This window comes from Pullulanibacillus pueri, from assembly GCF_014639255.1.
GTDB lineage: Bacteria > Bacillota > Bacilli > Bacillales > Sporolactobacillaceae > Pullulanibacillus > Pullulanibacillus pueri.
In genome coordinates this window covers 1-23247 of the sequence record NZ_BMFV01000037.1, presented here as the reverse complement: position 1 = coordinate 23247, position 23247 = coordinate 1, and the positions used below count along the sequence as shown (strand labels likewise).

23 protein-coding genes and 2 pseudogenes are annotated in these 23247 nt (G+C 40.9%); 17 read left to right on the top strand and 8 right to left on the bottom strand.

Annotated features, from left to right (window positions below; translation table 11 throughout):
* Positions 1 to 10 precede the first annotated feature (10 nt).
* The 6 genes from IEV91_RS17995 to IEV91_RS17970 all read left to right on the top strand — a co-directional run bounded on the left by IEV91_RS17995 (position 11) and on the right by IEV91_RS17970 (position 4754).
* Entirely contained in the window at positions 11 to 1111 is a 1101-nt protein-coding gene (locus IEV91_RS17995; protein WP_188498825.1) for a GNAT family N-acetyltransferase, read from the top strand.
* A 28-nt stretch (positions 1112 to 1139) separates the two neighbouring features.
* Positions 1140 to 2213 carry a Gfo/Idh/MocA family protein gene (locus IEV91_RS17990; protein WP_188498824.1) on the top strand — a complete coding sequence of 358 codons (1074 nt, stop codon included), beginning with the start codon at positions 1140 to 1142 and terminating at the stop codon, positions 2211 to 2213.
* Positions 2214 to 2389: 176 nt separating this feature from the next.
* Positions 2390 to 3241: a phosphotransferase family protein gene (locus IEV91_RS17985; protein WP_188498823.1), complete on the top strand. Its 852-nt coding sequence runs from the start codon at positions 2390 to 2392 to the stop codon at positions 3239 to 3241.
* A 132-nt stretch (positions 3242 to 3373) separates the two neighbouring features.
* Positions 3374 to 3658 carry a hypothetical protein gene (locus tag IEV91_RS17980; protein ID WP_188498822.1) on the top strand — a complete coding sequence of 95 codons (285 nt, stop codon included), beginning with the start codon at positions 3374 to 3376 and terminating at the stop codon, positions 3656 to 3658.
* 30 nt (positions 3659 to 3688) lie between these two features.
* Complete coding sequence (yidC, locus tag IEV91_RS17975; protein WP_308420048.1) at positions 3689 to 4456, top strand: membrane protein insertase YidC; 768 nt, start codon at positions 3689 to 3691, stop codon at positions 4454 to 4456.
* A 103-nt stretch (positions 4457 to 4559) separates the two neighbouring features.
* A complete protein-coding gene (locus tag IEV91_RS17970) occupies positions 4560 to 4754 on the top strand; it encodes an alpha/beta-type small acid-soluble spore protein (protein WP_188498820.1) in 195 nt (64 codons plus the stop codon).
* An 81-nt stretch (positions 4755 to 4835) separates the two neighbouring features.
* On the opposite strand, the gene IEV91_RS17965 is transcribed toward IEV91_RS17970, so the two are convergent.
* Both IEV91_RS17965 and IEV91_RS17960 read right to left on the bottom strand, forming a co-directional pair.
* Positions 4836 to 4985: a hypothetical protein gene (locus IEV91_RS17965; protein ID WP_188498819.1), complete on the bottom strand. Its 150-nt coding sequence runs from the start codon at positions 4983 to 4985 to the stop codon at positions 4836 to 4838.
* Positions 4964 to 5098 (bottom strand): annotated as a pseudogene (locus IEV91_RS17960) (HD domain-containing protein); the annotation flags it as partial. The gene IEV91_RS17965 and the pseudogene IEV91_RS17960, both read right to left, overlap by 22 nt.
* Before the next feature lie 216 nt (positions 5099 to 5314).
* Between IEV91_RS17960 and IEV91_RS17955 the strand changes: the two are divergent.
* Both IEV91_RS17955 and IEV91_RS17950 read left to right on the top strand, forming a co-directional pair.
* A complete protein-coding gene (locus IEV91_RS17955) occupies positions 5315 to 6007 on the top strand; it encodes an MgtC/SapB family protein (RefSeq protein ID WP_229745644.1) in 693 nt (230 codons plus the stop codon).
* A gap of 147 nt (positions 6008 to 6154) precedes the next feature.
* Positions 6155 to 6526, top strand: a complete 372-nt coding sequence (locus IEV91_RS17950; protein ID WP_188498817.1) for a VOC family protein — start codon at positions 6155 to 6157, stop codon at positions 6524 to 6526.
* Positions 6527 to 7050: 524 nt separating this feature from the next.
* On the opposite strand, the gene IEV91_RS17945 is transcribed toward IEV91_RS17950, so the two are convergent.
* A complete protein-coding gene (locus IEV91_RS17945) occupies positions 7051 to 8019 on the bottom strand; it encodes a S8 family peptidase (RefSeq protein WP_188498816.1) in 969 nt (322 codons plus the stop codon).
* 322 nt (positions 8020 to 8341) lie between these two features.
* Here IEV91_RS17945 and IEV91_RS17940 point away from each other — a divergent pair, with 322 nt between their 5' ends.
* Genes IEV91_RS17940 through IEV91_RS17925 form a run of 4 tightly spaced genes read left to right on the top strand, consistent with a single transcriptional unit; the run spans position 8342 to position 11290 of the window.
* Positions 8342 to 8665, top strand: coding sequence for a PadR family transcriptional regulator (locus IEV91_RS17940; protein WP_188498815.1), 324 nt, complete (start codon positions 8342 to 8344; stop codon positions 8663 to 8665).
* Positions 8662 to 9528 carry a permease prefix domain 1-containing protein gene (locus IEV91_RS17935; RefSeq protein ID WP_188498814.1) on the top strand — a complete coding sequence of 289 codons (867 nt, stop codon included), beginning with the start codon at positions 8662 to 8664 and terminating at the stop codon, positions 9526 to 9528. The genes IEV91_RS17940 and IEV91_RS17935 overlap by 4 nt, the downstream gene beginning before the upstream one ends.
* Positions 9529 to 9538: 10 nt before the next feature.
* Positions 9539 to 10585, top strand: coding sequence for a DUF5711 family protein (locus tag IEV91_RS17930; protein ID WP_188498813.1), 1047 nt, complete (start codon positions 9539 to 9541; stop codon positions 10583 to 10585).
* Between the two features lie 42 nt (positions 10586 to 10627).
* Positions 10628 to 11290 (top strand): YesK family protein, encoded by a 663-nt coding sequence (locus IEV91_RS17925; protein ID WP_188498812.1) that lies wholly within the window; start codon positions 10628 to 10630, stop codon positions 11288 to 11290.
* 56 nt (positions 11291 to 11346) lie between these two features.
* Here IEV91_RS17925 and IEV91_RS17920 read toward each other — a convergent pair whose 3' ends face one another.
* The 3 genes from IEV91_RS17920 to IEV91_RS17910 form a co-directional block, all read right to left on the bottom strand.
* Entirely contained in the window at positions 11347 to 16029 is a 4683-nt protein-coding gene (locus IEV91_RS17920; protein WP_188498811.1) for a S8 family serine peptidase, read from the bottom strand.
* A 432-nt stretch (positions 16030 to 16461) separates the two neighbouring features.
* Positions 16462 to 16779, bottom strand: coding sequence for a hypothetical protein (locus tag IEV91_RS17915; RefSeq protein WP_188498810.1), 318 nt, complete (start codon positions 16777 to 16779; stop codon positions 16462 to 16464).
* On the bottom strand, positions 16772 to 17356 hold the full coding sequence (locus IEV91_RS17910) for an RNA polymerase sigma factor (protein ID WP_188498809.1): 585 nt from the start codon (positions 17354 to 17356) through the stop codon (positions 16772 to 16774). Before IEV91_RS17910 ends, IEV91_RS17915 begins: the two co-directional genes overlap by 8 nt.
* Positions 17357 to 17585: 229 nt before the next feature.
* On the opposite strand from IEV91_RS17910, the gene IEV91_RS17905 reads away from it, so the two are divergent.
* Positions 17586 to 17777 carry a hypothetical protein gene (locus tag IEV91_RS17905; RefSeq protein ID WP_188498808.1) on the top strand — a complete coding sequence of 64 codons (192 nt, stop codon included), beginning with the start codon at positions 17586 to 17588 and terminating at the stop codon, positions 17775 to 17777.
* A 110-nt stretch (positions 17778 to 17887) separates the two neighbouring features.
* Positions 17888 to 19666: an ABC transporter ATP-binding protein gene (locus IEV91_RS17900; protein ID WP_275584399.1), complete on the top strand. Its 1779-nt coding sequence runs from the start codon at positions 17888 to 17890 to the stop codon at positions 19664 to 19666.
* A gap of 86 nt (positions 19667 to 19752) precedes the next feature.
* Here the strand turns inward: IEV91_RS17900 and IEV91_RS21785 are convergent, their stop codons facing one another.
* Both IEV91_RS21785 and IEV91_RS21780 read right to left on the bottom strand, forming a co-directional pair.
* Positions 19753 to 20082 carry an RpnC/YadD family protein gene (locus IEV91_RS21785; RefSeq protein WP_229745643.1) on the bottom strand — a complete coding sequence of 110 codons (330 nt, stop codon included), beginning with the start codon at positions 20080 to 20082 and terminating at the stop codon, positions 19753 to 19755.
* Between the two features lie 123 nt (positions 20083 to 20205).
* Positions 20206 to 20703, bottom strand: a pseudogene (locus IEV91_RS21780) (Rpn family recombination-promoting nuclease/putative transposase).
* A 367-nt stretch (positions 20704 to 21070) separates the two neighbouring features.
* Between IEV91_RS21780 and IEV91_RS21775 the strand changes: the two are divergent.
* The 3 genes from IEV91_RS21775 to IEV91_RS17885 all read left to right on the top strand — a co-directional run bounded on the left by IEV91_RS21775 (position 21071) and on the right by IEV91_RS17885 (position 22807).
* A complete protein-coding gene (locus tag IEV91_RS21775) occupies positions 21071 to 21391 on the top strand; it encodes an ATP-binding cassette domain-containing protein (RefSeq protein ID WP_204871341.1) in 321 nt (106 codons plus the stop codon).
* The gene (locus IEV91_RS21770; RefSeq protein WP_308420049.1) at positions 21388 to 21870 is read left to right on the top strand and encodes an ATP-binding cassette domain-containing protein; all 483 of its coding nucleotides are present in this window, start codon (positions 21388 to 21390) and stop codon (positions 21868 to 21870) included. Before IEV91_RS21775 ends, IEV91_RS21770 begins: the two co-directional genes overlap by 4 nt.
* A 115-nt stretch (positions 21871 to 21985) precedes the next feature.
* Positions 21986 to 22807 carry a DUF2705 family protein gene (locus tag IEV91_RS17885; protein WP_188498806.1) on the top strand — a complete coding sequence of 274 codons (822 nt, stop codon included), beginning with the start codon at positions 21986 to 21988 and terminating at the stop codon, positions 22805 to 22807.
* Positions 22808 to 23247 lie beyond the last annotated feature (440 nt).

Here is a 23247-nt window from a genome sequence, read left to right as displayed (position 1 = left end):
AGGAGAGCCTATGGAAGTAAGACGACTATTGCCTGAAGATAGTCAACAGGCCATTCGATTATCCGATTCAATCTTTCGTGATGAAGAACAAAAATCGATGGGAGAGGCATTCCCGGCAATTTTTTCTCCAGATGTCATTTCCCAATCTTATGGCATGTTTGATGAGGGAAAATTAATTGCGTTTATGGGACTAGTCCCTTCAATGATACGGATTGGTGATGCGACATTACATGTTTATTCTCTGGGGTCTGTATGTACTGATCCTGAGTATCGCGGGAAGGGCGCTGCCGGGCAAATTTTAAGTATGATTTTAGACGATCTCCAAAAAACAGAAGCTTCATTATTATTAGTTTCGGGAGACCGTAGCTTATATACCCGTGTAGGCTGTCAGCACTTTGGGAAAATGCATAAGTTTAAGTTCAACGATGAAATGGTATCTTTTTCACAAGAGTCAACAGTGACATACCGTGAAGGGCACAGCTTGGATGTCCAAGCAATAGCCAGGTTAGCCGATCAGCGGAAGGTGGCTTATATACAAACGCCCTATGATTTAGTGCAGTTAATACACGCTGAGGCTTATGCCAGCTGCATCAAACGGTATCATAAAGTTTTAGTGGCTGAAAAGGATGGGGTTCAAGCCTTTCTTGTCGTCGGTGTTCCCTATGGTGAAGACGCGGGTGAGGGCATTGTGGTTGAATGGGCAGGGTCTGTAGAGTTTATCTTACCGTTGCTTGAGGAAGCCAAACGGTGCTATGGACTGAAACAGCTCACGTTCAAAGTCCCTTGGCAAGAAACAGAACTTTTAGCCAAACTTTCAGCCTTTCCTCATTCCGTAGAGGGCAACCAAGGGACGCTTTATATCGTGAATGAAAGGCGTCTATTCCAGCAATTAAATCCGTATATTACGGATCGTTACGGGCTGGAGTTGGGTGTGAACTATGATGTGAAAAGCACGGAGGATACTGTCGAATTCACAATCAATGGAGATAAGTCGGTTTTCTCACGTACCGAGTTTCTTTCTTTCGTTTTTAATCCAGATGCTGAGGCGCAGCCAGGCTTCCCTAACATCTCCGTTCCATTGCCTTATACAGCAGGATTAAATTATATATAACAATAAAACTTTTTTAGGAGGACGACTCATGAGTAAACTTAAAGTCGGTGTTATTGGTGTAGGTTCGATTGCAGAATTAGGGCATTTTCCTTTTTACCAAAAAAATCCCGATGTTGAATTAGTGGCGCTAGCTGACTTGGATCATGAACGAGCTGAAGCGATGGCAAAAAAATTCAACATAGCAAAGGTCTATAGTCATTATGAAGATATGCTTCAGGAAGAGCAATTGGATGCGGTGAGTGTATGTACACCCAATGGGGCACACATTCAACCTGCCATTGCGGCAGTAAAACAGGGTGTTGATGTCCTCGTGGAAAAACCTTTGGGCACGAGCTTTGAAGAATGCAACCAGCTGTTGGATGCAGTGAATCAAGAAGGACGCATTGCCATGGTAGGCATGACCCATCGTTATCGAAATGAAGCAAAGGCCCTCAAAACCTTTGTGGAAAATGGCGATCTTGGAGACATTTATTATGCCAAAGCACGTATTTTAAGAAGGAGAGGAACGCCGACAGGTTGGTTTACTGATTTCTCAAAATCAGGAGGCGGCCCTTTAATGGATATTGGGGTTCACGCGTTAGATCTTGTGTGGTGGCTTCTCGGGAAACCGGTCGCAGAAACGGTGTCTGGCCATTTGGTTACAGGCATTGGTCGTTATGAAACAGCGATGCAATCACGTTGGACTTCAGCTGTTCCGTATAATCAGAAGAATGAAGTTTTTGATGTCGAAGATTTTGCGAGTGCCTTTATTCGTTTTCAGAATGGGCTAGCTGTAAATCTTGAAGCCAGCTGGGCAACAAATGGTGCTCAAGATGAAGGGATCAAAATTGATATTTTTGGTTCCAAGGGCGGTGTGTCTATCGAACCACTAAAATATTACACCGAACAAAATAACATTTTTGTGGAATCTGATATTGCTATTGATAAAAACAATCCTTATGAAACAGAGATCAATCACTTTGTGTCCTCTGTTCTTGAGCGTAAAACACCCATTAGCCCGGTGACGGATGGAGCTAAAGTCGTGCAAATTTTAGAAGCCATCCAAAAGTCTTCTGAATTGAAAAAAGAAGTGAGTTTAAACGTCTCCAATACAACTGCTTAATCGTGATAAAAGTATGAAGCCAAGCCCTGATCAGGTTTGGCTTCTTTAATGAAGGAGTTGAAGCAATCATCTTAAATGGATGAATTTCACTATCAGGGTGCTCGCTTTTCCCTGGGCACAATTGTTAAGCTGAGTGAGAGAAAGTGATGGCATTTAACGAAAATGAGGAATGACAAATGATTCAGGAAATAATCAATGAGTTAATTAGCAAACAAGTGATTTATAGTCCTATTAAAGATGTGCAGCCTCTACTAGGCGGGACGACAAGTGAGTTATACCGTGTCCAAATGTTGGATGGAGAAGATTATGCTATAAAGGTCAATGAGCCGCAGGTCCTTCATTATGAGTCCGACTTCCTAAAGTATTATGGTGGAATCGACCTGCTACCGAAACTTCGCTATGTTGATCCTCATAATAAGTTCATCGTCTACACGTATATTTCAGGGTCTACAGACTATTTAAAGGGAAATAAAACAGAAATGCTGAACGCACTTGTAACAAATCTTATTAATAATTATCGCCCTGTGCAATCTGAAAAGGGCTGGGGCTGGGTGGAAGCTTTAACTCCTTCCTGGTCTGACTTTTTATTAGAATGTTATTCTGAAGGTACAGAAATATTAAGACCATGGCTCGCTGAAAAGGATAGACAATTTGTCCGTGACATTATAAAAAGAAGGCAACCGACAACACAAGAACCCTACTTTTTACATGGGGACTGTGGTGTTCATAATTTTATCTTTCAACATCGGCAATTATCTGGCGTTATTGATCCGACACCGGTCTTTGGCGAACCATTATATGATTTGATTTATGCCTTTTGTTCTTCCCCAGATGATTTAACTTTAGAAACACTTCGCTCAGCAGCTGCGGGACTGACCATAGGAAAGGTGAGCGATGACGACTTGATTAGAGGTGGATTCGTTGGGCTTTATTTGCGAATGGCGACATGCATTCAGCACCATCCTCATGATCTGCAGGACTATCTTAAAGCTTGGGCACGCTGGAAACATGATTTTGTTTCGCTATAGGAAAGCACGAACAGCAGGCGGTGTAGAACGAAACAGTGAAGAATAAGTCCAGCGATGATAATTTCATTTGAATCTTTTCTTTGGGCTTGACCGTAATATAGATAGGAATGAAATTCAAGGTGGCCGTTAAGCATGGATATATTCTACCTCTTTACGTTTGATCCAGATCTCTACTTTATGACCCTTATCTTATTATTAGGCCTATCGTATGGTTCTGTTTTAGTTTATTTTTTACATGAAAATGAAGGGCGCATGGCTTATCATACCCATTCACTTTATTCGTCTTTGGCGATGAAGCGACAGCCTGGTTCATGCTTTATTTATATATGTGCTATTATTCAGTGGATTACGACAGGAGTCAAACGCAAGGATAGTCCACCGGATGATAAGGACGATCATCACCTCCTTCTCACTTAATGTAGATGTGATTGAATGAGGAGGAGTATCGTGAAGAAAGTTTTAGTATTAAGTTTGCTTGGTATTTTTATCCTAACAGGATGTGGGACTCAAGGATCATCGGGGATGTTCCATAATACCTTTATTGTGCCATTTATTGGATTAATTCATTGGACGGCATCGCTATTTGACGGAAGTTACGGCATGGCCATTATTTTTTTAACCATTGTCATTCGTTTCATATTGTCACCGCTTATGTTAAGACAATATAAGCATCAAGCGGATATGAAAGAAAAAATGGAAGCTTTAAAGCCGGAAATGGAAGCGATCAGAAAGCAGCTCAAAGAAACCTCTGATCAGCAAAAACAAAAAGAACTACAACAGGAAATGATGGGGCTATACCGGAAACATGGTGTCAATCCTCTAGGGGGTGGATGTTTACCGCTCATTATCCAAATGCCTATCCTCATGGCCTTTTATTATGCGATTCGGACTTCTAAGGACATCGCCACGCACAATTTCTTATGGTTTAGTTTAGGGCAACCTGATCACATCTTAATGCTGATTGCTGGCGCGGTGTACTTTCTGCAATTTCGAGTCCAACAGTCCTTTTTACCTAAAGATCAGGCCAATACAATGAAATGGATGGGCTTAGTGTCTCCGATCATGATCATGTTTATGTCATGGCAGGCTCCTGCAGCCTTTCCGCTTTATTGGACGGTAGGCGGACTCTTTTTAATGGGCCAATCATGGTATGGGCAATATTTAATTAAGAAGCAAAAAGAAAAGTTGCTAACCACTAAAGGGATTGAGAAATAAATGGTTTTAATTTCAATTTTTACTTGTGTAAAAAAGGGAGTCACTCCAAATCATAAGAAAGAACAATTCATTTTGTTCATAACCCACAGGGAGTGATTCTGTTATGGCAAGTAACAATAAGTTATTAGTGCCAGGTGCAGATAGAGCGTTGGATAACATGAAAGAGGAGATCGCAAAAGAATTTGGTGTTGAACTGGGCGCTGACACCACTGCACGTGCAAACGGATCCGTGGGGGGCGAAATGGTCAAACGCATGATTCAGATCGCCGAACAAAACCTACAAAATCAAAATAAATAGTAGGTGATAAGGGGCTCAATATACTGAGCCTCTTATTTAATTGTTTCGCAATTTTTAGTCTGACCAAAGTGGGTGTGTTTTTTAAATGATGTTCTTTAAAGAATGGATATCAATGCCTGCTGCTCGCATTTTTAATTCGTCTTCTTTTTCAATGCTCTCTTTTAATTGAGTTAAAAAGGAATCAAAGGCGACGTGGCGATTTAATTGGTCGCCATAAGCGAAAATCGCCATGTATGTTCTGCAACGCTCTCTTGCCGCTGGTTACTTAACCAACGGTGACGCAGTTCTTTCTTTAGATTTTCTGCAAGATGAAGCACGTCCATTATTTTTTGAATGCAATCCATTTTGAATGATCCTTTCAATATAATAAGTCTAACGGCCACATCTTTATCATAGCATGAAGGGGACGATCTCTCATCACATGAGATTTCGTAAATAATAAAATTTTTCTTTTTTTCTTTTACTTTTGTTCTATAATAGGTTTAATCCTCTCGAACGGTGCGACACAACTCTAGAGGAAATCATTGATTAATGGATAAATCGCGATAGAGGGTGATACTTTGGACTTTTTACCTGATTATTGGCAAGTCATGACGATTAGGTTATTATTAGCGGCTATTTTTTGTGGACTTATTGGTCTTGAACGTGAAGTAAAGGGACATCCCGCAGGTTTTAGAACACATCTTCTTGTGGGGATTGGCTCTTGCTTAATGATGCTCCTTTCGAATTATGGATTTGAGGATTTCATGGCAGCCCATGAGAATGCTCGTATGGATCCTGCCCGGCTTCCGGCTTATGTTGTCAGTGGTATTGGTTTTCTCGGTGCAGGGACTATTCTTGTACATGGTATTAAAGTAAAAGGGTTGACAACAGCTGCATCAATATGGGTTGTCGCAGGGATTGGGCTTGTCGTTGGGAATGGTATGTATTATGCGGCTATTTTAGCGACTGTAGTTGTTATTTTAAGCTTATTATTCTTAAATAAACTTGAAGGTGTTTTTATTAACAAGCCGAATGTGAGGCAATTAAATATTGTCATAGAGAATAAAAGTATCTCAATAAAAAAAGTTGTCGAGCTTGTGGAGAGACAACGCATGAGCGTAGAAAAGGTTTCCGTTGAGGATTACAGAAATAATCGGGATAGAGATTATATGAAGGTTGTTTTAATGGTTAAAACGCCGAAAGAAGGGGTTTCTCCCGATATGTTTGATCAGTTAAATGAGCATGACCACATTTATAAGGTTTATACATAATTTTCACGAATACTGGCGGATTTAGGACATTCTCGGGTTAATATTATAAGTATATCTTATGAAGAATAATAAAAACATTCTAATTTCCTTATGCCTTTACTTAGAGTATTCTTGATTTAGATCATAAAGTAAAGGCAGGGGATAAGGATGACTATCCATTATAAAGGGATTGATCATGTACAATTAGCAGCGCCAAAAGGTTGTGAAGAAAGAGCGAGAGCGTTCTTTGGCAACTTGCTTGGGATGACGGAGATTGTTAAGCCGGCTGAACTTGCGAAAAGAGGAGGCGTTTGGTTCCAATGCGGTGTTCAGCAGTTACATATTGGTGTCCAAGAGCATTTTAGCCCTGCGGAAAAAGCGCATCCTGCCTTTCATGTTGAGAATATTGAAGCGTTGCGGCAGCAATTGCTGACACATGGAATCCAAGTTAAAGACGATGAAGCCTTACCAGGGGCGACGCGATTTTATGTTAACGATCCCTTCGGCAATCGGATTGAGATGCTGAGAAGGGAAGAATAAAAAAGGAAAAGGTATTGGATATCAAAATACAGCGAAAGCTATTTAGTTAAGATAATTGGAGCCGAAAGACGCGAGATTCGGAACGCTTATATTCAGTGTGTTCCTTAATGCTGCTGATTCACGGATGCCTAAACTAGAGTCCTTCGTGAAGAGCAATGCGGGTGATTTCACGAATAAGCTTCGAGTTGTTCAGAGGAATTTTACTACGAAACCCTGCCCAATAACTCATCCCAAGTAGTGGAGGCGGGATTGGCTAAAATCGTTCCGTTATATAAGGAACTTTGGCTAAAACTATCATGGCAGTGTGATAATGCTGAAGCTAGCATCTCGTTTTCTATAAAAAGTAAAGAACGCTTTTTGAGGGCCCTGATTGTGAGCATGAGGAAAGCAAACGTCTTATAGCGAGAATAAACAGTGTCAGCAATATACTAAACTAAAGAAATAGTGGTACCCACCAATTGTATTGGCGAGTACCACTATTCTTTATGACTGTTTTTTCAACTGCTTAATTGATGGCATTATGATTAATGAAGTGCTGATGCTGTGGCGGGTTTAGGCAGTTGATTCACAAGATCTAGCTGTAAGAAGCCGTTCCCTTCTGCACTTCCACGGTTGCCGAGAGGCAGAGTGCGCCGGATCAGCTGAGCATAGAGCTCAGGCTCAGTGAGTGTTCTGTCAAAATAGTTTTTTGTAAGGTTGATTAAAAGCGCAATGGCTCCTGAAATATGTGGAGTTGCCATTGATGTTCCAGAAAGGGTAGCATATTGATTCTTAATATAAGTCGATACGATATTCACCCCAGGGGCCACCAGATCAACTTCATTATTGGTATCTGAGAAATCTGCTAATTTTAAATCTAAATCCACGGCTCCCACTTCAATTACTTCATTATAGCTTCCGGGATAAGAGAACTCAGAGGTTTTTTCATTGCCGTCACCTTCATTACCTGCAGCAACAACGACGGGAATACCATTATTGACAGCCTCAATAATCGCTTCATGCATTTCAGGGACGTCTTCTGGTCCACCGAGAGACATGGAGATTACACCTACTTTTTCACCGTTTGCCCCTCTCCAATTGGTGGCATATTGAATGCCTTTAATAATCCAATCATATTGTCCACTTCCTTCAGATGTCAGCACTTTAAGAGCAAGAATACTAGCCTCAGGTGCAACGCCAACCACACCCTTCTCATTTTCCGCAGCAGCAATTGTTCCGGAAACATGGGTACCATGGCCATTATTATCATAAAAATTATTCGGGTCACTATCGTAATCGGTAGTAAAATTATAGCCGCCAATAATTCGATCAGCTAAGTCAGGATGATCTGTCTGAACACCAGTGTCAATAACAGCAACGACGACACCACGCCCTTTTTCACTGGCTCCCCAAATGGCAGGTGCTTGAATCAGTTCTACACCTTTAGGTATTTCTGAAGATAAGTCAGCTGTCGTACTTTCCACACGATAAGGAATAAGTTTAAACTTGTCCATGTTTCAGCCACATCCTTTTTCAGAATTATTTGGTTTATTCAGTTATACCCCTGATAGTTGCATATGTAAACCAAATTCATCATTTTTGATTCTAAGTACCCATAGAATGAAAAAAAGACTAGGAGAAAAGGGGGAGAATCTTATTCCATCGTTTATGTGACAAAAGTATTAATGAAAGATCTAAAAATACCTTGTCATACGATGTGTGTCGTGTTATGTTTGATTTAACATATCTATTCTTGGAATAAAGGGGAAGTCTCTTTTTTTAAAAAGAACCCTCGTATTACGAAGTATTCTTATACGGAATGGAGGGACGTTTCTTATGGATAAGGAGATTCAAAAGGGCAGTATTGACGTCCTGCTTTTGTCATTACTCGCACATCGAGATATGTACGGATATGAAATAGTGAAAGTATTAAAGCAAATGAGTGAAGATTTGTATCGGTTAAGTGAGGGAACGCTTTATTCCGCACTAAAACGTTTTGAGCGTAAAGGATGGATTGAATCTTACTGGCAAGAGACGGAGTTTGGCAGACGGAAGTACTATAAAATAAACGAAGAGGGAAAACGACAACTAGAGAAGAAGCGGAAAGATTGGCAGGTTCTAGAGCTCCTCATTCGGAAAACCTCGGAGGGATTGATTTGACTCCAGATTTTGATGATTTCATAGAAACGATTGTCAATCATACGGATTGTACTGAAGAAGAGAAGAAGGATTTGTTTGAAGAATTATCGATCCATCTTAAATTGTCTTATGAAGACTTTATACATCAAGGGTTAAGTGAAAAGGAAGCAGAAGAGAGGGCAAAAAGGGATTTTGGCTCTGAACAAGAAATTGGTGAACAAATTCAGCAAGCTTTGTTCCCTTACAGAAAAGAATCGCTACTCTTTTTAGGAGCTGTGTCTCTTATTTTTTCAGTGTGTGTTTATTTAATTCAGCTGTTTACTGAAGGGAGTGCTTACATCTTATGGCTTATTTTTTCGTTTTTGGTCAGTCTTATCATTCTCTTCCTTCCATTGGATATATTTTCGAAACTAAGAACGAAAGCCGGTCTAAACACCTTACTCCTATCAGAGTTGGTGCTTTCCCTTTTTGGATGGGGTATTGTAACGGAAATTTCTCAGAGCAGTAGTATCATTCTAACCTTCTGGAATTGGCTGATTATCATTCTTACTGTGATCATGATCTACCGCGTAACCTTAACGACGTATCATACGGATCATAAGAGTAGAAAAATGAAAAAAGTGCTGCATAGTGTTAATTTAACTTTTGGGTTTATCATAGGAATATTCACTCTTTGTATAGCCTGGCTCCTCGCTTTTGCAGGCATGAATAATGCTAGTCTCCTTTTACTGGTTTTACCTTTTATAGTATGGATTTGTTTTTATGTACTGCAATTAAAATTGTATAGGCATTCTAAAGTCATCTCTACAATATTAGCGATTATCGCACTACCTGTGTCTTTACTTTTTTATATTATAATCCCGCTGGTTGCTCGGATAATGTAAGGAGGATTGGATGAACAAACCATTAATGTACAGTGCGTTTTTGGGATTTCTCGTGGTTTTACTGGTGCTCATCGCCCTCGGATTTCGTTTCAATAAGACGGAAGAAGAGAAGCAGGTAGCCTTTTCTGCAACGAACCTTGCTGAAGCGTTTACCGTCTCAGAAAATGGTACGATTGCTTATCTTACGCATGGGGGAGGCAAGTCGACCCTTCATTTTTACAATCCGAATAGCAATCTGACTGATCCTAAGCTTACATTTTCAAGTGAAATCACAGATCTAACCTTTTCTCAAGATGGCTCGAAATTGGCCTATGTTTCTGTCGAAGAAATGACGAATAAAAAACAGAGGAGTATCGTACGTCTGTACGATCTAAACTCAAAAAAAGATACTCAGTTGTTCTCTGACCCAAGGATTGTTCGAGAAGTCGCATTCTCTCCTGATGCGCATACTTTGTTCTTCCTGGGAGGCTCTTCTTTTACCCATTATTCCCCAATAACGGGGGATCGTCCTCATGATTATGACCTTTATCAATATACGATCCAGACAAAAAAGTTAAGGCAAGTAACGCATCAAAAGGCTTATGAAATGGATTCATTAGTTGTTTCAGGAGATGGAAAATCAGTATATGTAGAAATGAGTGAAGAGGCGAATACACCCGAGGAAATTTTTGCGGCAAAACAACGAATCTTTAGGCTACCTCTGGATAATCCTGAACAGAAAGAAAAGATCCCTGTACCAAGCGCTCAAGGCGACATCTATGATTTTGCAATAGCACCTTCAGAACAAACCTTCATTTATCAATCCACCCATGGAGAAAAAAATGGCGTCTATAATTATGAATTGTTTCGTTTTAATAAAAGTACAGGAATGAATGAGGTGCTCACCCATCTTTATGAATATGCGGAGCATCCGGTGATCAGTGCTGGAGGAAAGAAGATTTATTTTATGGTTGACAAACAATTTGCTAGGAAGTATCGAGAATACCATCTTTATGTTATGCACAGTGATGGATCAAAGGTTAGAGAAATCACTCTTCCGGCAGTGACTTATAAATAGTCAGTCGGCATGTTTGAAGGAAAAGGGAGTTGAGAGTGGCCAGTGCTCTTTTTTATTATTTTTATCGGCATGTGTTACGGTACAATGGCGTTTCTTATGAGCTATATTCTTACAAAAAAGAGTGGGAAACGTTTTTATGCCCCTCTTGTGACCTTTATTGTTGGAGGCCTTCTATTATGGTATTCGATTTTTATAGTAGGCGGCTTTGAAGGAATGGGTTATGGCCTAGTGAGTCTAGGCATTCTGGCTGTGGCTGTCTTTAGTGTTGTTCCTTTGGCGATTTTAGGGAAATTCTATACAGCTAAACAAAACCATTACTCGCGCATTGATAAGGTATTTTTAGGTGTTCTGCCAGTCATTTTTATCGCTGGACTCTTGTTCCTTCATCACCTTGATGATAACTATTGGGTAATTGATCAAGGGGCAGTAGCTGTTGCGAAAAGTGAGTTAAATCAAAGCGGGTACTCTCTCTCAACCATTGGAGAGGGGAAGAAGAGTTTGACCTTGACATTGGGAAAAGAGTATCGCGGTAAAAAAATAAGTATAGAAAAGGTGAAACAATGGCGGTCAACAACGGTGATTGTGAAACTTACAGAAGGCGGAGAACTCGAGAAAACGCCTTTTATAACAGTGGGCTTAGATGAAATCAAAGAGCCTTTAACGGTTAAGACCACAGATGGAAAAATTTTTTCAGCCTTTAAATAAATGAAGGAATGAGTAAGCCCACTCACAATAGTTCTGAGTGGGCTTGTAAAGAGAAGCTATTTTTTCTTAATTTTAATTTCTTTCGTGAGTGTATCCGTTTTCCCACGATTGTCGGTGACTGTTAAGGTGACTTTAAATTTTCCTTTTTTTGCAAAGGCGTGTTCAATGTTTTCACCTTCAACCTTCTTGCCATCGCCAAAGTTCCAGCTATATTGGACGATACTGCCATCAGGGTCGGAGGACTTTGTTCCATCAAAGTGGATGGACTCTTTTTGTACTGCTTTTTTGGGGACATCAAATTGAGCCGTCGGTGCTTTGTTGGGAACATTAATATAAAGTTTACCGCCCGCTGTTTGACGTGTTTCGTTGCCATAATCATCCTTTACCTTGACCTCGATTTGTGAGCCATCCGCAACGAGATTAGAGGTGGCAGTCCAATAGCCCACATAATGACCGTCAGAGGTTTCGGTCATTGGCAGTTCGGTGGCGTTTTCGCTTGTCCTGGCTTTTGCGTTGGTTAAAGGCATCTGTATGACGTAAGAAGCGTCGAGTCCAGGTTGGCTATTAAACTCAATTTTGACGCTTTCTCCAGCATTAAGATAAAGATCATCGGCAGGCTGGAGATCACTAATTTCAGGTGCAGTATAGTTCACGTCAACGGTGACGGTTTGGGTTTTCTTGTTGCCTGCTTTGTCCTTGGCAATGACCTTGATGGTGTTCTCGCCATTATCAAGAAGAATACGCTTAGAGTAGGTTCCATCATCAGCAATATCTGCTTTTTGGCCATTGATTTTCACCCAGTCGAGGTGTTCATCACTGACAGTGCCTTGAACTGTAAGTGTTTCATGGTTCGTTTTAGAGCCATCATCTGGGCTATCTATGGTCAATTCTGGTTTATCTTGATCAAGAGTAACGGTCACAGGTTCTGATGGATCTGTTGTGCCGTTATCCGTTGATGCTGTTGCGGTCAGCGTGTTTTCTCCTTGTTGGAGGGTGATATCGGTTGAGAATGTCCCCTTATCGGTGGCTTGAGTCGTTGCGACTTCTTCACCGTTATTGAGCAGTGTCACATTTGTCGAAGGTGCTGAAGTTCCTTCGACAGTGACGTTCTCTTGATTGGTATAAGAAGTGTCTTTGGGTGAAGTAATCACAGGTGCGGTCACTTCATAACTAACCTGTGCACGGATCATATAATTCCCTTCATCAGCTGGGGAAGGGGTCCATGCTCCCGAGACAAGTTGCCAGCTTCGTCCCGCATTGGTGCCGTCTTCATCCGTCGCTAAGCCAGGGGATTGGGTATTATCATGCGTTTGAATGTAGACGATATAGAAATCCCCGTCAACAACGATACCTTTATCTGAGAGATCCACCTGAGTCCATGTACCATCGCGGAGTGCCGTCGCATCAATGGGCCCAGCAAGTTTTTTACCCGGAGCACCATTGTCACCACTAGCGTCATAGACAGCAACTTGGAAATCAGTACCTCCTGGAACCGGGAATTCGTCTGTCCAGAATCGGAATAATCCGCCTGTGACCATCGCTTTTTCATGGCCATCTGGAAGTGACATTTTGACCGCCCAACCATTTCCAGCATCATAGAAGGCATGAGCATTTTCTGCCGTTCCATCATCATAGCCAATTTCGCCAGGATAACCAATAAAGGGTTTTAAGGCAAGATCTTGTTGGGTCGTGCTATCCCCTTCAACGGTGACCTCCACGTCCTTTGTATTAAATTGAGGGGCAGAAGCGTGTAAGGTGTAAGTCCCCTCATAGACTTTAAGACTGAAATGTCCGGCAGCATCGGTTTGAACAGGGGCAATGTTGGCATCTTCCATGACCCTAACGGTTGCCCCAGAAATCGGATCACCTGTAGCATCATTGGTAATGGTTCCTGCTACCGTACCTTGAGCGATCGGCTGTAAGGTGAAGTTAGCTTCAGACGTTCCATCACGCGAGACATCAACCGATTGTTCCTGAGATTCATAGCCATAGGTTTCTGCTTTTAGTGTGTACGAGCCAGCAGCATGAAGTAAGGAATAGCTCCCATCCCCAGGATTCGTATGTGCCGTGCGTCCGGTTTCAAGAACACTGACAGTGGCGTCAAGTGGAAGTGACTGTGTATGCGCACTCGGTTTAACTTTTGATTGCTCGTTTTTTGGTAATTTTATCGTTTTTATTTTGCTTGGTTTAATTGAGCGGGGATCAACGACTTTTTGACCTTTTTTAGTTTTAACATGTTTATCAAGTTGTGATGTTTGATCTTTGGTCACAAGTCCAAGTTGTGCTTTGGTTGTCCCGCTAGACGGTGTATCTGAGAGGCTAACATCGTCAATGTACCAACCAGGTTTTTGAACACTGCCATCTGTGGTGAGATTAAATCCGATAAAAATGTTTTGCCCAGCATAGTCAGATAAATTGACTTCTGTTGCTTCCCATTCCCCATTACTTCCAGTAAAGTTAGCCAACGCTTCCCAGTTTTCTTGATCAGTGGAGACGAAGACTTGACCGTGGTCATAGCCGCTTTCAATATCATACCAATGGTTAAAATCAAGATAACTTTGCCCTTCAGGAAGATAAATCGGGGGCATAATTAAAGTGGCATTTGTGCTATTATCATAATCCCCATCAAGATTGGTGCCGTAAACATTCTCTCCAGAAGCGGCTTGTCCAGGACCTGAAGTCGGGGTTCCCCATGCCCAGCTATCATTGGTACCCGAAGAGAACCAACCAGTAGGTGTGGATTCAAAATCTTGAGTATAACCGGTTGTTATCGGAGGATTAAGGGTGACAGTATAGGCATCGGAAGTCACATCATTGTCTCCATAATCAACAATATGCCATTTATAAGCGATGGAAGAACCCGTCATCGCTTCTGCTGGAATCGTCCCTTGATATATGCCTTGATGATAATCTCCGTCTGTTTGTTTGGCATCTACTGTCTGCCAATCTTCATTTTCCTTTTGATAAAGGATTTCTACCTTTTTAACGCTGACATTGTCTTGAACACTAATATCTAGTGGAAGCTCAAAGCCTTCAAAAGCTTCAGTTGTCGGTGTATGATCATAAGTTGGAGGTTCAGTATCTTGTCCTTCAGTAACCACTTGTCCTTTGATGGTACCAAGACCTTCGGTGATTGAAGAGACAGCACTAAAAGCATCAATGATCCCATAGCCATAGCCGTTGTTCGGCGACTCAGGGAAAGTGCTATCTGTTTCAGGTGTAGCTGTATCGATTAGAATGTGTTCGATCTCGTCAACAGTAAGTGAAGCATCTGCTGATAACATTAAGGCAACGGTGCCAGAAACATGTGGCCCTGCCATGGAAGTCCCACTATAGCTACAATCATATTGGCTGCCAGGTACGGAGGAACAAATATTAACGCCAGGCGCTGAAACTTCCGGCTTAATTTCGTCATAGGGAGAAGGGCCTTGAAGTGAGAAGCTTGCTAAGTTGTCATTACTATCGGTAGCACCGGTAGCAAAGGCCTCAGGGTAATTCGCTGGTGAGGCAACAGAGGCTGGGCCACCAGGGTTCGTTAGCGTCGTATTCCCCGCTGAAAATTCAGGGAAAATGCCAGCGGCACGCCAGTTTTGGACCATTGGTCGATACCATTCATCAAGACCAGGACCGCCACCCCAAGAATTATTAATAATGTCAGGTGCCATTTCTGGATGAGGGGTGCCTTCAGAGTCGGTAGGGGCCAGCATCCATTCACCTGCACTTAATAAATCGGCATCGGTGCCACCATCTGCTGTAAAAGCTTTAGCAGAGATCCATTGCGCTCCTGGTGCGACACCGACTTGATTGCTTCCATCACTCTCGGAGCCCACCATTGTCCCGATCGTATGTGTGCCGTGACCAACATCATCATACGGAGTAGACTCATTAGCAACGGCGTCAAACCAATTGTATTCATTGTTGGGCTGATCCGGATTGGATGGGTCATAGCCTCGGTATTTTTCTTTTAATGCGGGATGATCCCACTGAACGCCAGTATCGATGCTACCGATAACGACGCCTGACCCGTCAAAGCCCATGTTCCAAACGCCGGGTGCTCCGATGCGTTCTACGCCCCAGGCAATATCCTCGTCAGCTGCTGCTTTTGCTTTTGATGCCGTTTCTTTTGTTTTTGAAGTACTATGAGTGGATTGTGAACGAAGGTCCGTTTGCGTTCCTGCCATTAATTGGCGAGTGCGGTTAGGGAGGATTTTTTCAATTTCGGGAAAAGTAGATAGCTTGTCCATAACATCTTTTGTCCCAGTTACCGCGATCCCATTGACAATGTAGTAGGGGTGAAAACTCTTAACCTGTCCAGCCTTTTTCTCTTTTTCGAGATACTTGATGACGGTGGCTTGAGTTTCTGAGGCTGTGGTTTGTAGTGCAGTAACAACAGCTGACTTAGCCGTATAGTCGGCTTTTGCTGTTGTCATTTTCTGTTTCTTAGCCAGCTTTTGGGCATTTGCAGCTGCCTTTTTTGTGTCGGCTTGTTCTTTGAACTTTAGGAGATAAGTGACGTATTTCTTGGAGTTGAATTGCGCTTTTAAATCACTATTTACTTTACTTTTTGCTAGACTGCTTTTTTGATCCGTGACTGAGGTACTCACTTTTCCATTTTCTGAAGCGCTCACCTTGCCTTGTGCTGAGGCTGTTCCTATCTGTAAATAGGTTGGGGCGAGGATGAGTAAGCATAACAAGAGACTGGTCCATTTGTAAGGTAGACTTTTCCGCCATCTCCTCATGACAAAACTCCTTTCAATTTTTACTTCAGTAAAAACGGTTTAAGTCGAAATCCCTCCTTTTTTGTCGGATTGTGTCAACAATAGGAAAGTTCTAAGATGTTAGTCTTTATAATATAGGACAGCACGAATATTGTCAGTAAAAAAGACTAAATATATTGAAAAATAAGAAAATGGTCACAGGCAAGTTTTTATATATCTAGTTCGATATACCCTAATGCTTGATGAGTAGAAGATGAAGTAATAAAAAAGTCCCGGATTTGACCGGGACTTTGGACTTTCGATAGGAGATAAGAGATAAGATGTGCTTGGTTAAGTCAGCCATCATCATGAAAACAAATGTTTTACATACTGCTTTTCTTTCAACAGCTTATACTCTTTTGAAAAACGCAAGCAGTGAGTGATAAAACCACACTGCTTGCTTTAATTTTTAAATTAAAATAACTCATGATCCGGGCGGATGGGAGAGTGAGGCAGGTGGGGGTGTTTATTAGGATTCACATACCTGGAAAGCAGTGCCGCTGCGACACCAATTTCATCTATATGGACAGCATCGGGTTCAGTGGCAAGCGGGCTGAAAAGTTTGGCTGCTTGTTCATCTTCCTCGGTGATAGTGGCAAGACAGCGATTATAGACATCGATGAGAATACGACTGCCTTTTTTTAATCCTCCTGTCAGTGAGGATTGCATAGCCACTTCTTTAATTTCTCTTAACATCGCATAAATAGTTTCATTGTTCATTTCATTAGCCATTATTGGATCGTCCCTTCATTTTAAGTTTTGTGAGCAGATTCATTCTCAAGAGCTTCTTAGCTTGAAAGATGCGCCATTTGATGGTGCTTAAAGGCAAATTTGTGAGATCTGTTATCTCCTGATAAGAGCATTCTTGATAATAGCGCAACCGTAAAATCATTCCCAAGTCACCTGGAAGTTCATCGAGTGCATCAGATATTTCCTTTCGTAACTCAAAGCGTTCGATCAAATCATAAAGGGAGAAGGTATCACTTAACACATGATCTAAAAAGAACGACCAATTTTCTGAGCTAAGATAAAGTTCCTGCTGTCGTTTCTTTTTGAGAACTTTTCGGTAGTTAGCACATTGATAATAGACGACTTTTCGTACCCAAGGAATGAATTTTTCTGGGTCTTCGAGCTGCCAAAGCTTTTGATAAATGAGTAGCCATAAGTCTTGTGCTAGGTCCTCGACAAAGCGTTTCTCAATATAATAGGAAATGATCGCCTTTAGGAAGGCATCATATTTAATGACGAGTAAAGAAAAAGCGTCTTTATCCCCTTCCATAGCGCGTGTAACCCATGATGATTCATCCATTACTTCACCTCTAATTCTCGTCCCCGCTTTCATCGGTTTTTGAAGGCCTTCACTACTATAGACAATCAAAAGGAACAAAAAGTTAGCCTGTTTTAAAAAGTTTTTAAAAAATAAAGGGAGCTGCTGTATTTGAAAACCCATTTGCAAGCTTAATGTGAGGGCGAACAGACCTTTCTTGTATGTAAATTAAGGTCACCCACTTGTTAGTTCACTGCGTTTTGGATGACGGATGGTCATGGTCTCCAAGTCCTATTTTATCATCCTCGTTGTGAATCTCTATGCCTTAGTCAAGGAATTACTTTATGGGAGTGTTTTATTATACAAACATTCTTTAACTATTGGCATCACCATTTTTTGTGTGATTTTGGCCATGTTTATCGCTGGAATGCTCTTTCTTGAAGATAATGGGAAATTAAGTTAGAGAAGGTATCACTGAAATGTTAAGCAAGCGTCTGTTCATATTCAGTTCATAGAGTCCTGCTAAGCTTTATCTTAAATAAAAGTCATTAAGGATAACATATCCACCCTTAAATGAAGAATGAGCAGGTGAATAAATTGGAATTAAAGAATGAACAGAGTGAAGGTGGTTGGCAAAAGTTTTATCGATTAATGAAGCAGACGAAGCCTTCGAAATGGTTGTTAAGTATTGCATTATTCATGAGTGTGGTCACGACCGTTGTGGGGCTCGTGATCCCTATGTTTACCAAAAACTTAGTTGATGGTTTTCAGCTTTCAACGATTAGCCCCACTCAAATCATTCTTTTAGCCTTAGTCTTTATTGGTCAGGCAGTTGCGAGTGGACTTTCGATCTACATGCTAAACAAAGTAGGACAAAATGTGGTTGCTAGTCTAAGAGACCGTTTGTGGAAAAAATTATTGGTACTCCCAATTCCTTATTATGATCAGCATCGGGCGGGGGAAACTATTAGTCGGATGACAAATGATACAGGTGTTGTTAAAGCGTTAGTCACAGAACATTTACCACAATTTTTTACAGGGATCATCTCCATTGTGGGGTCATTAATCATCCTCTTTCTATTGGATTGGAAAATGACATTGTTAATGCTTATAGCGGTTCCATTAACACTGCTCATATTAATGCCTCTTGGGAAACAAATGTTTAAGATCTCTAAAGGGTTACAGGATGAAACCGCAAACTTTACTGCATTAATTAGTCAGGTGTTATCAGAGGTCCGTCTTGTGAAGTCATCAAATGCAGAAAAGCTTGAATATGAAGGGGGGGCTCGTGGTATTCGCCGTTTATTTCGCTTTGGAATGAAGGAGGCGAAAGTTCAAGCGCTTATTGCGCCCTTAATGTTTTTTGTCATCATGGCTGTTCTCGTTTTAATTATTGGATATGGAGGGATGCGCGTTTCTACAGGGATCTTATCTGCGGGTGATCTAGTAGCGTTTATTCTCTATCTTTTTCAGATCGTCATGCCATTAACGTCTTTTACGACCTTCTTTACACAGCTGCAAAAGGCAAAAGGAGCAACGGAACGGATCATTGAAATTCTAGATCAAGATGAAGAGGACTATAGATCTGGCAAGGAATTAACGCAACCCTCTTTGCCGATTCAAGTTGATCATCTTTCTTTTTCGTATAACAGTGATGAGCCTGTCTTACAAGATGTGAGTTTTTGTGCTGAACCCGGTAAAGTAACGGCGATTGTTGGTCCAAGTGGTGGGGGGAAAACGACCTTATTTTCTTTAATTGAACGATATTATCAGCCGACAAAAGGAAGAATTGTACTTGGGGATGAACCCATAACCGACTTCTCTTTAAGCTCGTGGCGGAGCGTCATCGGTTATGTTGCTCAAGAAAGTCCTTTGATTGCGGGAACCATTCGAGAAAATATGTGCTATGGGATGGATCGAGAGGTTACAAATGAAGAATTAGAGCGTGCGTCAAAAATGGCGTATGCTGATCCATTTATTAAGGACTTTCCTAAGGGCTATGACACTGAGGTTGGCGAAAGAGGAGTTAAACTTTCAGGAGGACAACGGCAACGCATTGGTATTGCTAGAGCCTTATTGCGTGACCCTAAGATTCTCATGCTTGATGAGGCCACATCGAATCTTGATAGTCAGTCAGAAGTTGTTGTCCAGAAAGCTTTAAAAAATCTGATGGTCGGTCGAACAACACTTGTGATTGCGCATCGTTTATCCACAGTCGTTGACGCCGATCGCATCGTGTTCGTTGAAAAAGGTCGCATCACAGGAATTGGCACACACGAAGAATTAATACGAACGCATACCTTGTATCGTGAGTTTGCTAACCAACAGTTGAGGATAAAGGATGGTGTATAAAAGAAGTGCGAGAGACTCTTTAATATTAAGAGTCTCTTTTTCTATTGTATAAAAAAGGCTGGAATTCAGCTTCCAGCCCTGCTCTTCTAAACTTTCTCTATATCCGCTTTCTCAAGTCCAGTGATTTCCAATATCTTTTCTAAATTCATTCCGATATCTAGTAATTTTATAGCAATAGCTCGTGCATTCTCCCGTTTTCCTTGCTCTAACCCCTGTGATATGCCTTGAGATATACCTTGTTCAATTCCCTTTTCAATTCCCTCTTCTAAGCCCTTCTTTATTGCCTTTTCATACCGTTTTTCTGCTTCTCGAACGGCAGCCATATCGTCAAGGACAGCTTTTAGATGAGATTCATATTCAAAACGCGCTTTTGGGTCACGACTCAAATCTTCCCACTTATCCATTGCCTCTTTCATAATAGGGTCACCTTCCTTAGCAATCGTTTTAAGTTGCCGAAAAATATCTTCTTCTATTTCATTATGATTGACAGCTCCAAGAAGCAATAACCAACGCGCAAGTAAATTCTCCCATGGGTCAAGTTAACCCCTCTTCCATTGAACAAGAAGTTTAGGAATTTCAATAAAATGAATCTCCATGACATCTGTTAGGCAGAAACTCTCCACATCCTCATATAAATGATATGACGTATGAAACATTGATGTTTCCTTTAGTAACCTAAAATTCAAGATATTAATCGTGATTGTCTGGGTTAAATCAGAATAAGCTTTTCCTTTTTCCATTTGACCCGCGAAGATACGACTCCAATAATACAATGTACGCTCTTTCATATCATTTTTATTGGCCATTTGAATTTCAATATTAATATGCACATTTTCTTTTGTTATAGCATAAATGTCCAATACTGACGATTTATCGTCCTGGTGTTCTGGAATCACTTCCGAGTTTTGGATGGTGATAGAGTCAATTCTTTCCTATGCAGTCTTATTCAAAAGCGCGTTTAAAAAAGCAATTAAGAGAGTCTCATTGCCCCGACTTCCAAACAGCTGTTTAAATGCATAATCTACTTTAAGATCCATTAACTGGACCACGAGTATCCTCTCCGTTTCCATTAGTATAACATAGCAATAGCTTGAGGTTAAAAGTCAAAAGCCCTTTTGATAAAGATAAACGGATGCATCCTCTTTTGAATCTATTATACCAAAATAAGAACAAACGTTCCACTACGAAATAAAAATAATTTCATATCAGCGTATAACTTAGTGGAAGGTAGTGAAAAACCCATTATGGCTTGGTAGCAATTTTAATGTGTGCTGAACATCAGGATCTGCTTAGCGAAGTGGTGAAGAATAAGCCTAGTTTTCTTTTTAGACTTTTTTTAAGAAACCTTTTTGATCCGCTTATCGTTTTTAAATTGTAGTGTGATTGATTCAGGGGGTTAGAAAGGTGAAAAGTATACTTTCATTAGAAAATGTGTCCAAGACAATTAAAGGAAAAGTCATTGTGGATGGTTTAAGCATTGATGTAAAGGCAGGTGAGATTTACGGTTTTCTTGGTCCAAATGGTGCAGGGAAAACAACAACGATTCGCATGATTGTGGGGCTCATTCAACCGTTGAAGGGGAAAGTTAGAATTGCGGGTTTTGATGTACAAAAACAGAGAGCTCAAGCCCTTGCTCAAGTGGGAACCATTGTTGAAAATCCAGAGATGTATTCTTACTTAACTGCAAGGCAGAACCTTATTCACTATGTGAAACTGGCCGTATAGACAAACATAATATAACAAAGCGTATCGATGAAGTCATCAAGTGGGTAGGGTTAAGTCGTCGTGAGGACAATAAAATAAGCACCTACTCTTTGGGGATGAGACAAAGATTGGGTTTAGCTCAAGCCCTTATTGCTCAACCAAAGCTTCTTATTCTTGATGAACCGACAAACGGTTTAGATCCAAGCGGCATGCGAGAGCTTCGTGAGCTTTTACATAAGATTGCGAGCACAGGAGTGGCCGTCTTTATTTCAAGTCATTTATTACATGAAATTGAACTGCTATGTGATCGAGTGGCCATCATTAATCAAGGAACGTTAATTGCAGAGACAGAGATACATAAATTGACAAATGCAGCTCCTATTGTGACCTTAGAGGTCAGTCAGCTAGATAAAGCTAAAAACCTTCTGAGTCCCTTACCTGGGATTGAAGTTAGCCTTTCTGAGCAACATATTCTTCTCAAGCCGAGCGAGAAAAGGTAGCTGAAGCAATTTCTACATTAGTTCATGAAGGTATTCAAGTGTATTCAGCGATTCCAGAAAAACAAACGTTGGAAGGGTCATTCTTAGAGCTGATTAGTGAGAGGGGAGAGGGCTAATGATGAAAGATTTAATGAATGTCATCTCCATTGAATGGATGAAGCTTATACATAAAAAGAGATTATGGATTACCCTTATCCTTGGCGTTGTTTTTGTCATTGGACTTTCTGCACTTGGATATCTTGACGGGCAGTACGATGGGATAAAAGTAACTAAACAACAAATAAAATATCAAGAACAGAACCTTGCACGCATACAAGCTGGAAAAGAAAAGCCTCAAAATAAAAAAGAACTGGTCCAAGAACTGAAGCAACAGTTAAAAGAGATGCAACAGCTGCAATCCGGGAATTGGCGTCCCATTTCTGAAAAACAACTTCAAAATTATAAGGATAGGGAGAAAGAGAATCAACTGGATGCGTACGGCAAGACAGAGATGGTGAAACTGCAATACCATTTAGAGCATAATGTGCGGCTCTTGCCAGACTGGACGACCACAGGTTACCAACAAACAAAAGATTTAATGACATATACATCAGCTATTTTTCTACCCATGCTTGTTGTCGTCCTCATAGCGGATATTCTATCTGGGGAAACGACGAGCGGGACAATAAAGCTTTTACTTGTCCGCCCAATATCAAGAACGACAATTTTATTTGGAAAATGGATTGTTTCGTTATTGGCAACGATATTCTTGTCACTCTCTTTCTTATTTGCCTTGTGGGGAGCTAACTTAGCTTTTTATGGTACAAAGGGGGCTTTCCAACCCATCGTTGTAGGGTTGCGCTATACTTTTAAAGAAAAGCTGGTAAATGGCATCAATCAATTACAAACGATTCCCCATATGGATCATGCTGCAGTGCTTCCTGTTTATCAATTTTAGTGACTTCAATCTTGTTAACGACTTTCGCGATGCTAACGGTCGCTAGCTTATGTTTTCTTTGTTCAACTGTATTTAAATCATCGATGGTAGGCACAGGGGTCTCTTTCTGTTTAATTGTATTGGGAACAATTTTGGGTGAAATAGTAACTAAAGGAAAATATTTGTTTTAGTTGTTTTCTTCTCACCTTAATCTATCGGCAAATTGGACTGGAGAAGTCTCTGAGTGATACCATATGAATATGCCCCTCAGCTTTGGTTTCACGGTGTTAGCCATTTGGCTCATCCTTTGTCTTCTGTTTGCACTCTTCATTTTTCGTAAAAAAGATATTTTTAATGCTTAATAGGCTTTTAGGAAAAAACTGCCATAAGGCAGTTTTTTTATTTTACGACTTTAGTCAGTTGAGCTCGCGATAGCGTGCGAAACAATAAACCACCTGCTA

Excerpts from the sequence above, each read along its gene's own strand:
- IEV91_RS17995 (WP_188498825.1), top strand. The coding sequence starts at position 11 with ATGGAAGTAAGACGACTATTGCCTGAAGATAGTCAACAGGCCATTCGA.
- IEV91_RS17990 (WP_188498824.1), top strand. The coding sequence starts at position 1,140 with ATGAGTAAACTTAAAGTCGGTGTTATTGGTGTAGGTTCGATTGCAGAA.
- IEV91_RS17985 (WP_188498823.1), top strand. The coding sequence starts at position 2,390 with ATGATTCAGGAAATAATCAATGAGTTAATTAGCAAACAAGTGATTTAT.
- IEV91_RS17980 (WP_188498822.1), top strand. The coding sequence starts at position 3,374 with ATGGATATATTCTACCTCTTTACGTTTGATCCAGATCTCTACTTTATG.
- IEV91_RS17970 (WP_188498820.1), top strand. The coding sequence starts at position 4,560 with ATGGCAAGTAACAATAAGTTATTAGTGCCAGGTGCAGATAGAGCGTTG.
- IEV91_RS17965 (WP_188498819.1), bottom strand. The coding sequence starts at position 4,985 with ATGGCGATTTTCGCTTATGGCGACCAATTAAATCGCCACGTCGCCTTT.
- IEV91_RS17950 (WP_188498817.1), top strand. The coding sequence starts at position 6,155 with ATGACTATCCATTATAAAGGGATTGATCATGTACAATTAGCAGCGCCA.
- IEV91_RS17945 (WP_188498816.1), bottom strand. The coding sequence starts at position 8,019 with ATGGACAAGTTTAAACTTATTCCTTATCGTGTGGAAAGTACGACAGCT.
- IEV91_RS17940 (WP_188498815.1), top strand. The coding sequence starts at position 8,342 with ATGGATAAGGAGATTCAAAAGGGCAGTATTGACGTCCTGCTTTTGTCA.
- IEV91_RS17930 (WP_188498813.1), top strand. The coding sequence starts at position 9,539 with ATGAACAAACCATTAATGTACAGTGCGTTTTTGGGATTTCTCGTGGTT.
- IEV91_RS17920 (WP_188498811.1), bottom strand. The coding sequence starts at position 16,029 with ATGAGGAGATGGCGGAAAAGTCTACCTTACAAATGGACCAGTCTCTTG.
- IEV91_RS17915 (WP_188498810.1), bottom strand. The coding sequence starts at position 16,779 with ATGGCTAATGAAATGAACAATGAAACTATTTATGCGATGTTAAGAGAA.
- IEV91_RS17910 (WP_188498809.1), bottom strand. The coding sequence starts at position 17,356 with ATGGATGAATCATCATGGGTTACACGCGCTATGGAAGGGGATAAAGAC.
- IEV91_RS17905 (WP_188498808.1), top strand. The coding sequence starts at position 17,586 with ATGGTCATGGTCTCCAAGTCCTATTTTATCATCCTCGTTGTGAATCTC.
- IEV91_RS17900 (WP_275584399.1), top strand. The coding sequence starts at position 17,888 with ATGAAGAATGAGCAGGTGAATAAATTGGAATTAAAGAATGAACAGAGT.
- IEV91_RS21785 (WP_229745643.1), bottom strand. The coding sequence starts at position 20,082 with ATGAAAGAGGCAATGGATAAGTGGGAAGATTTGAGTCGTGACCCAAAA.
- IEV91_RS17885 (WP_188498806.1), top strand. The coding sequence starts at position 21,986 with ATGATGAAAGATTTAATGAATGTCATCTCCATTGAATGGATGAAGCTT.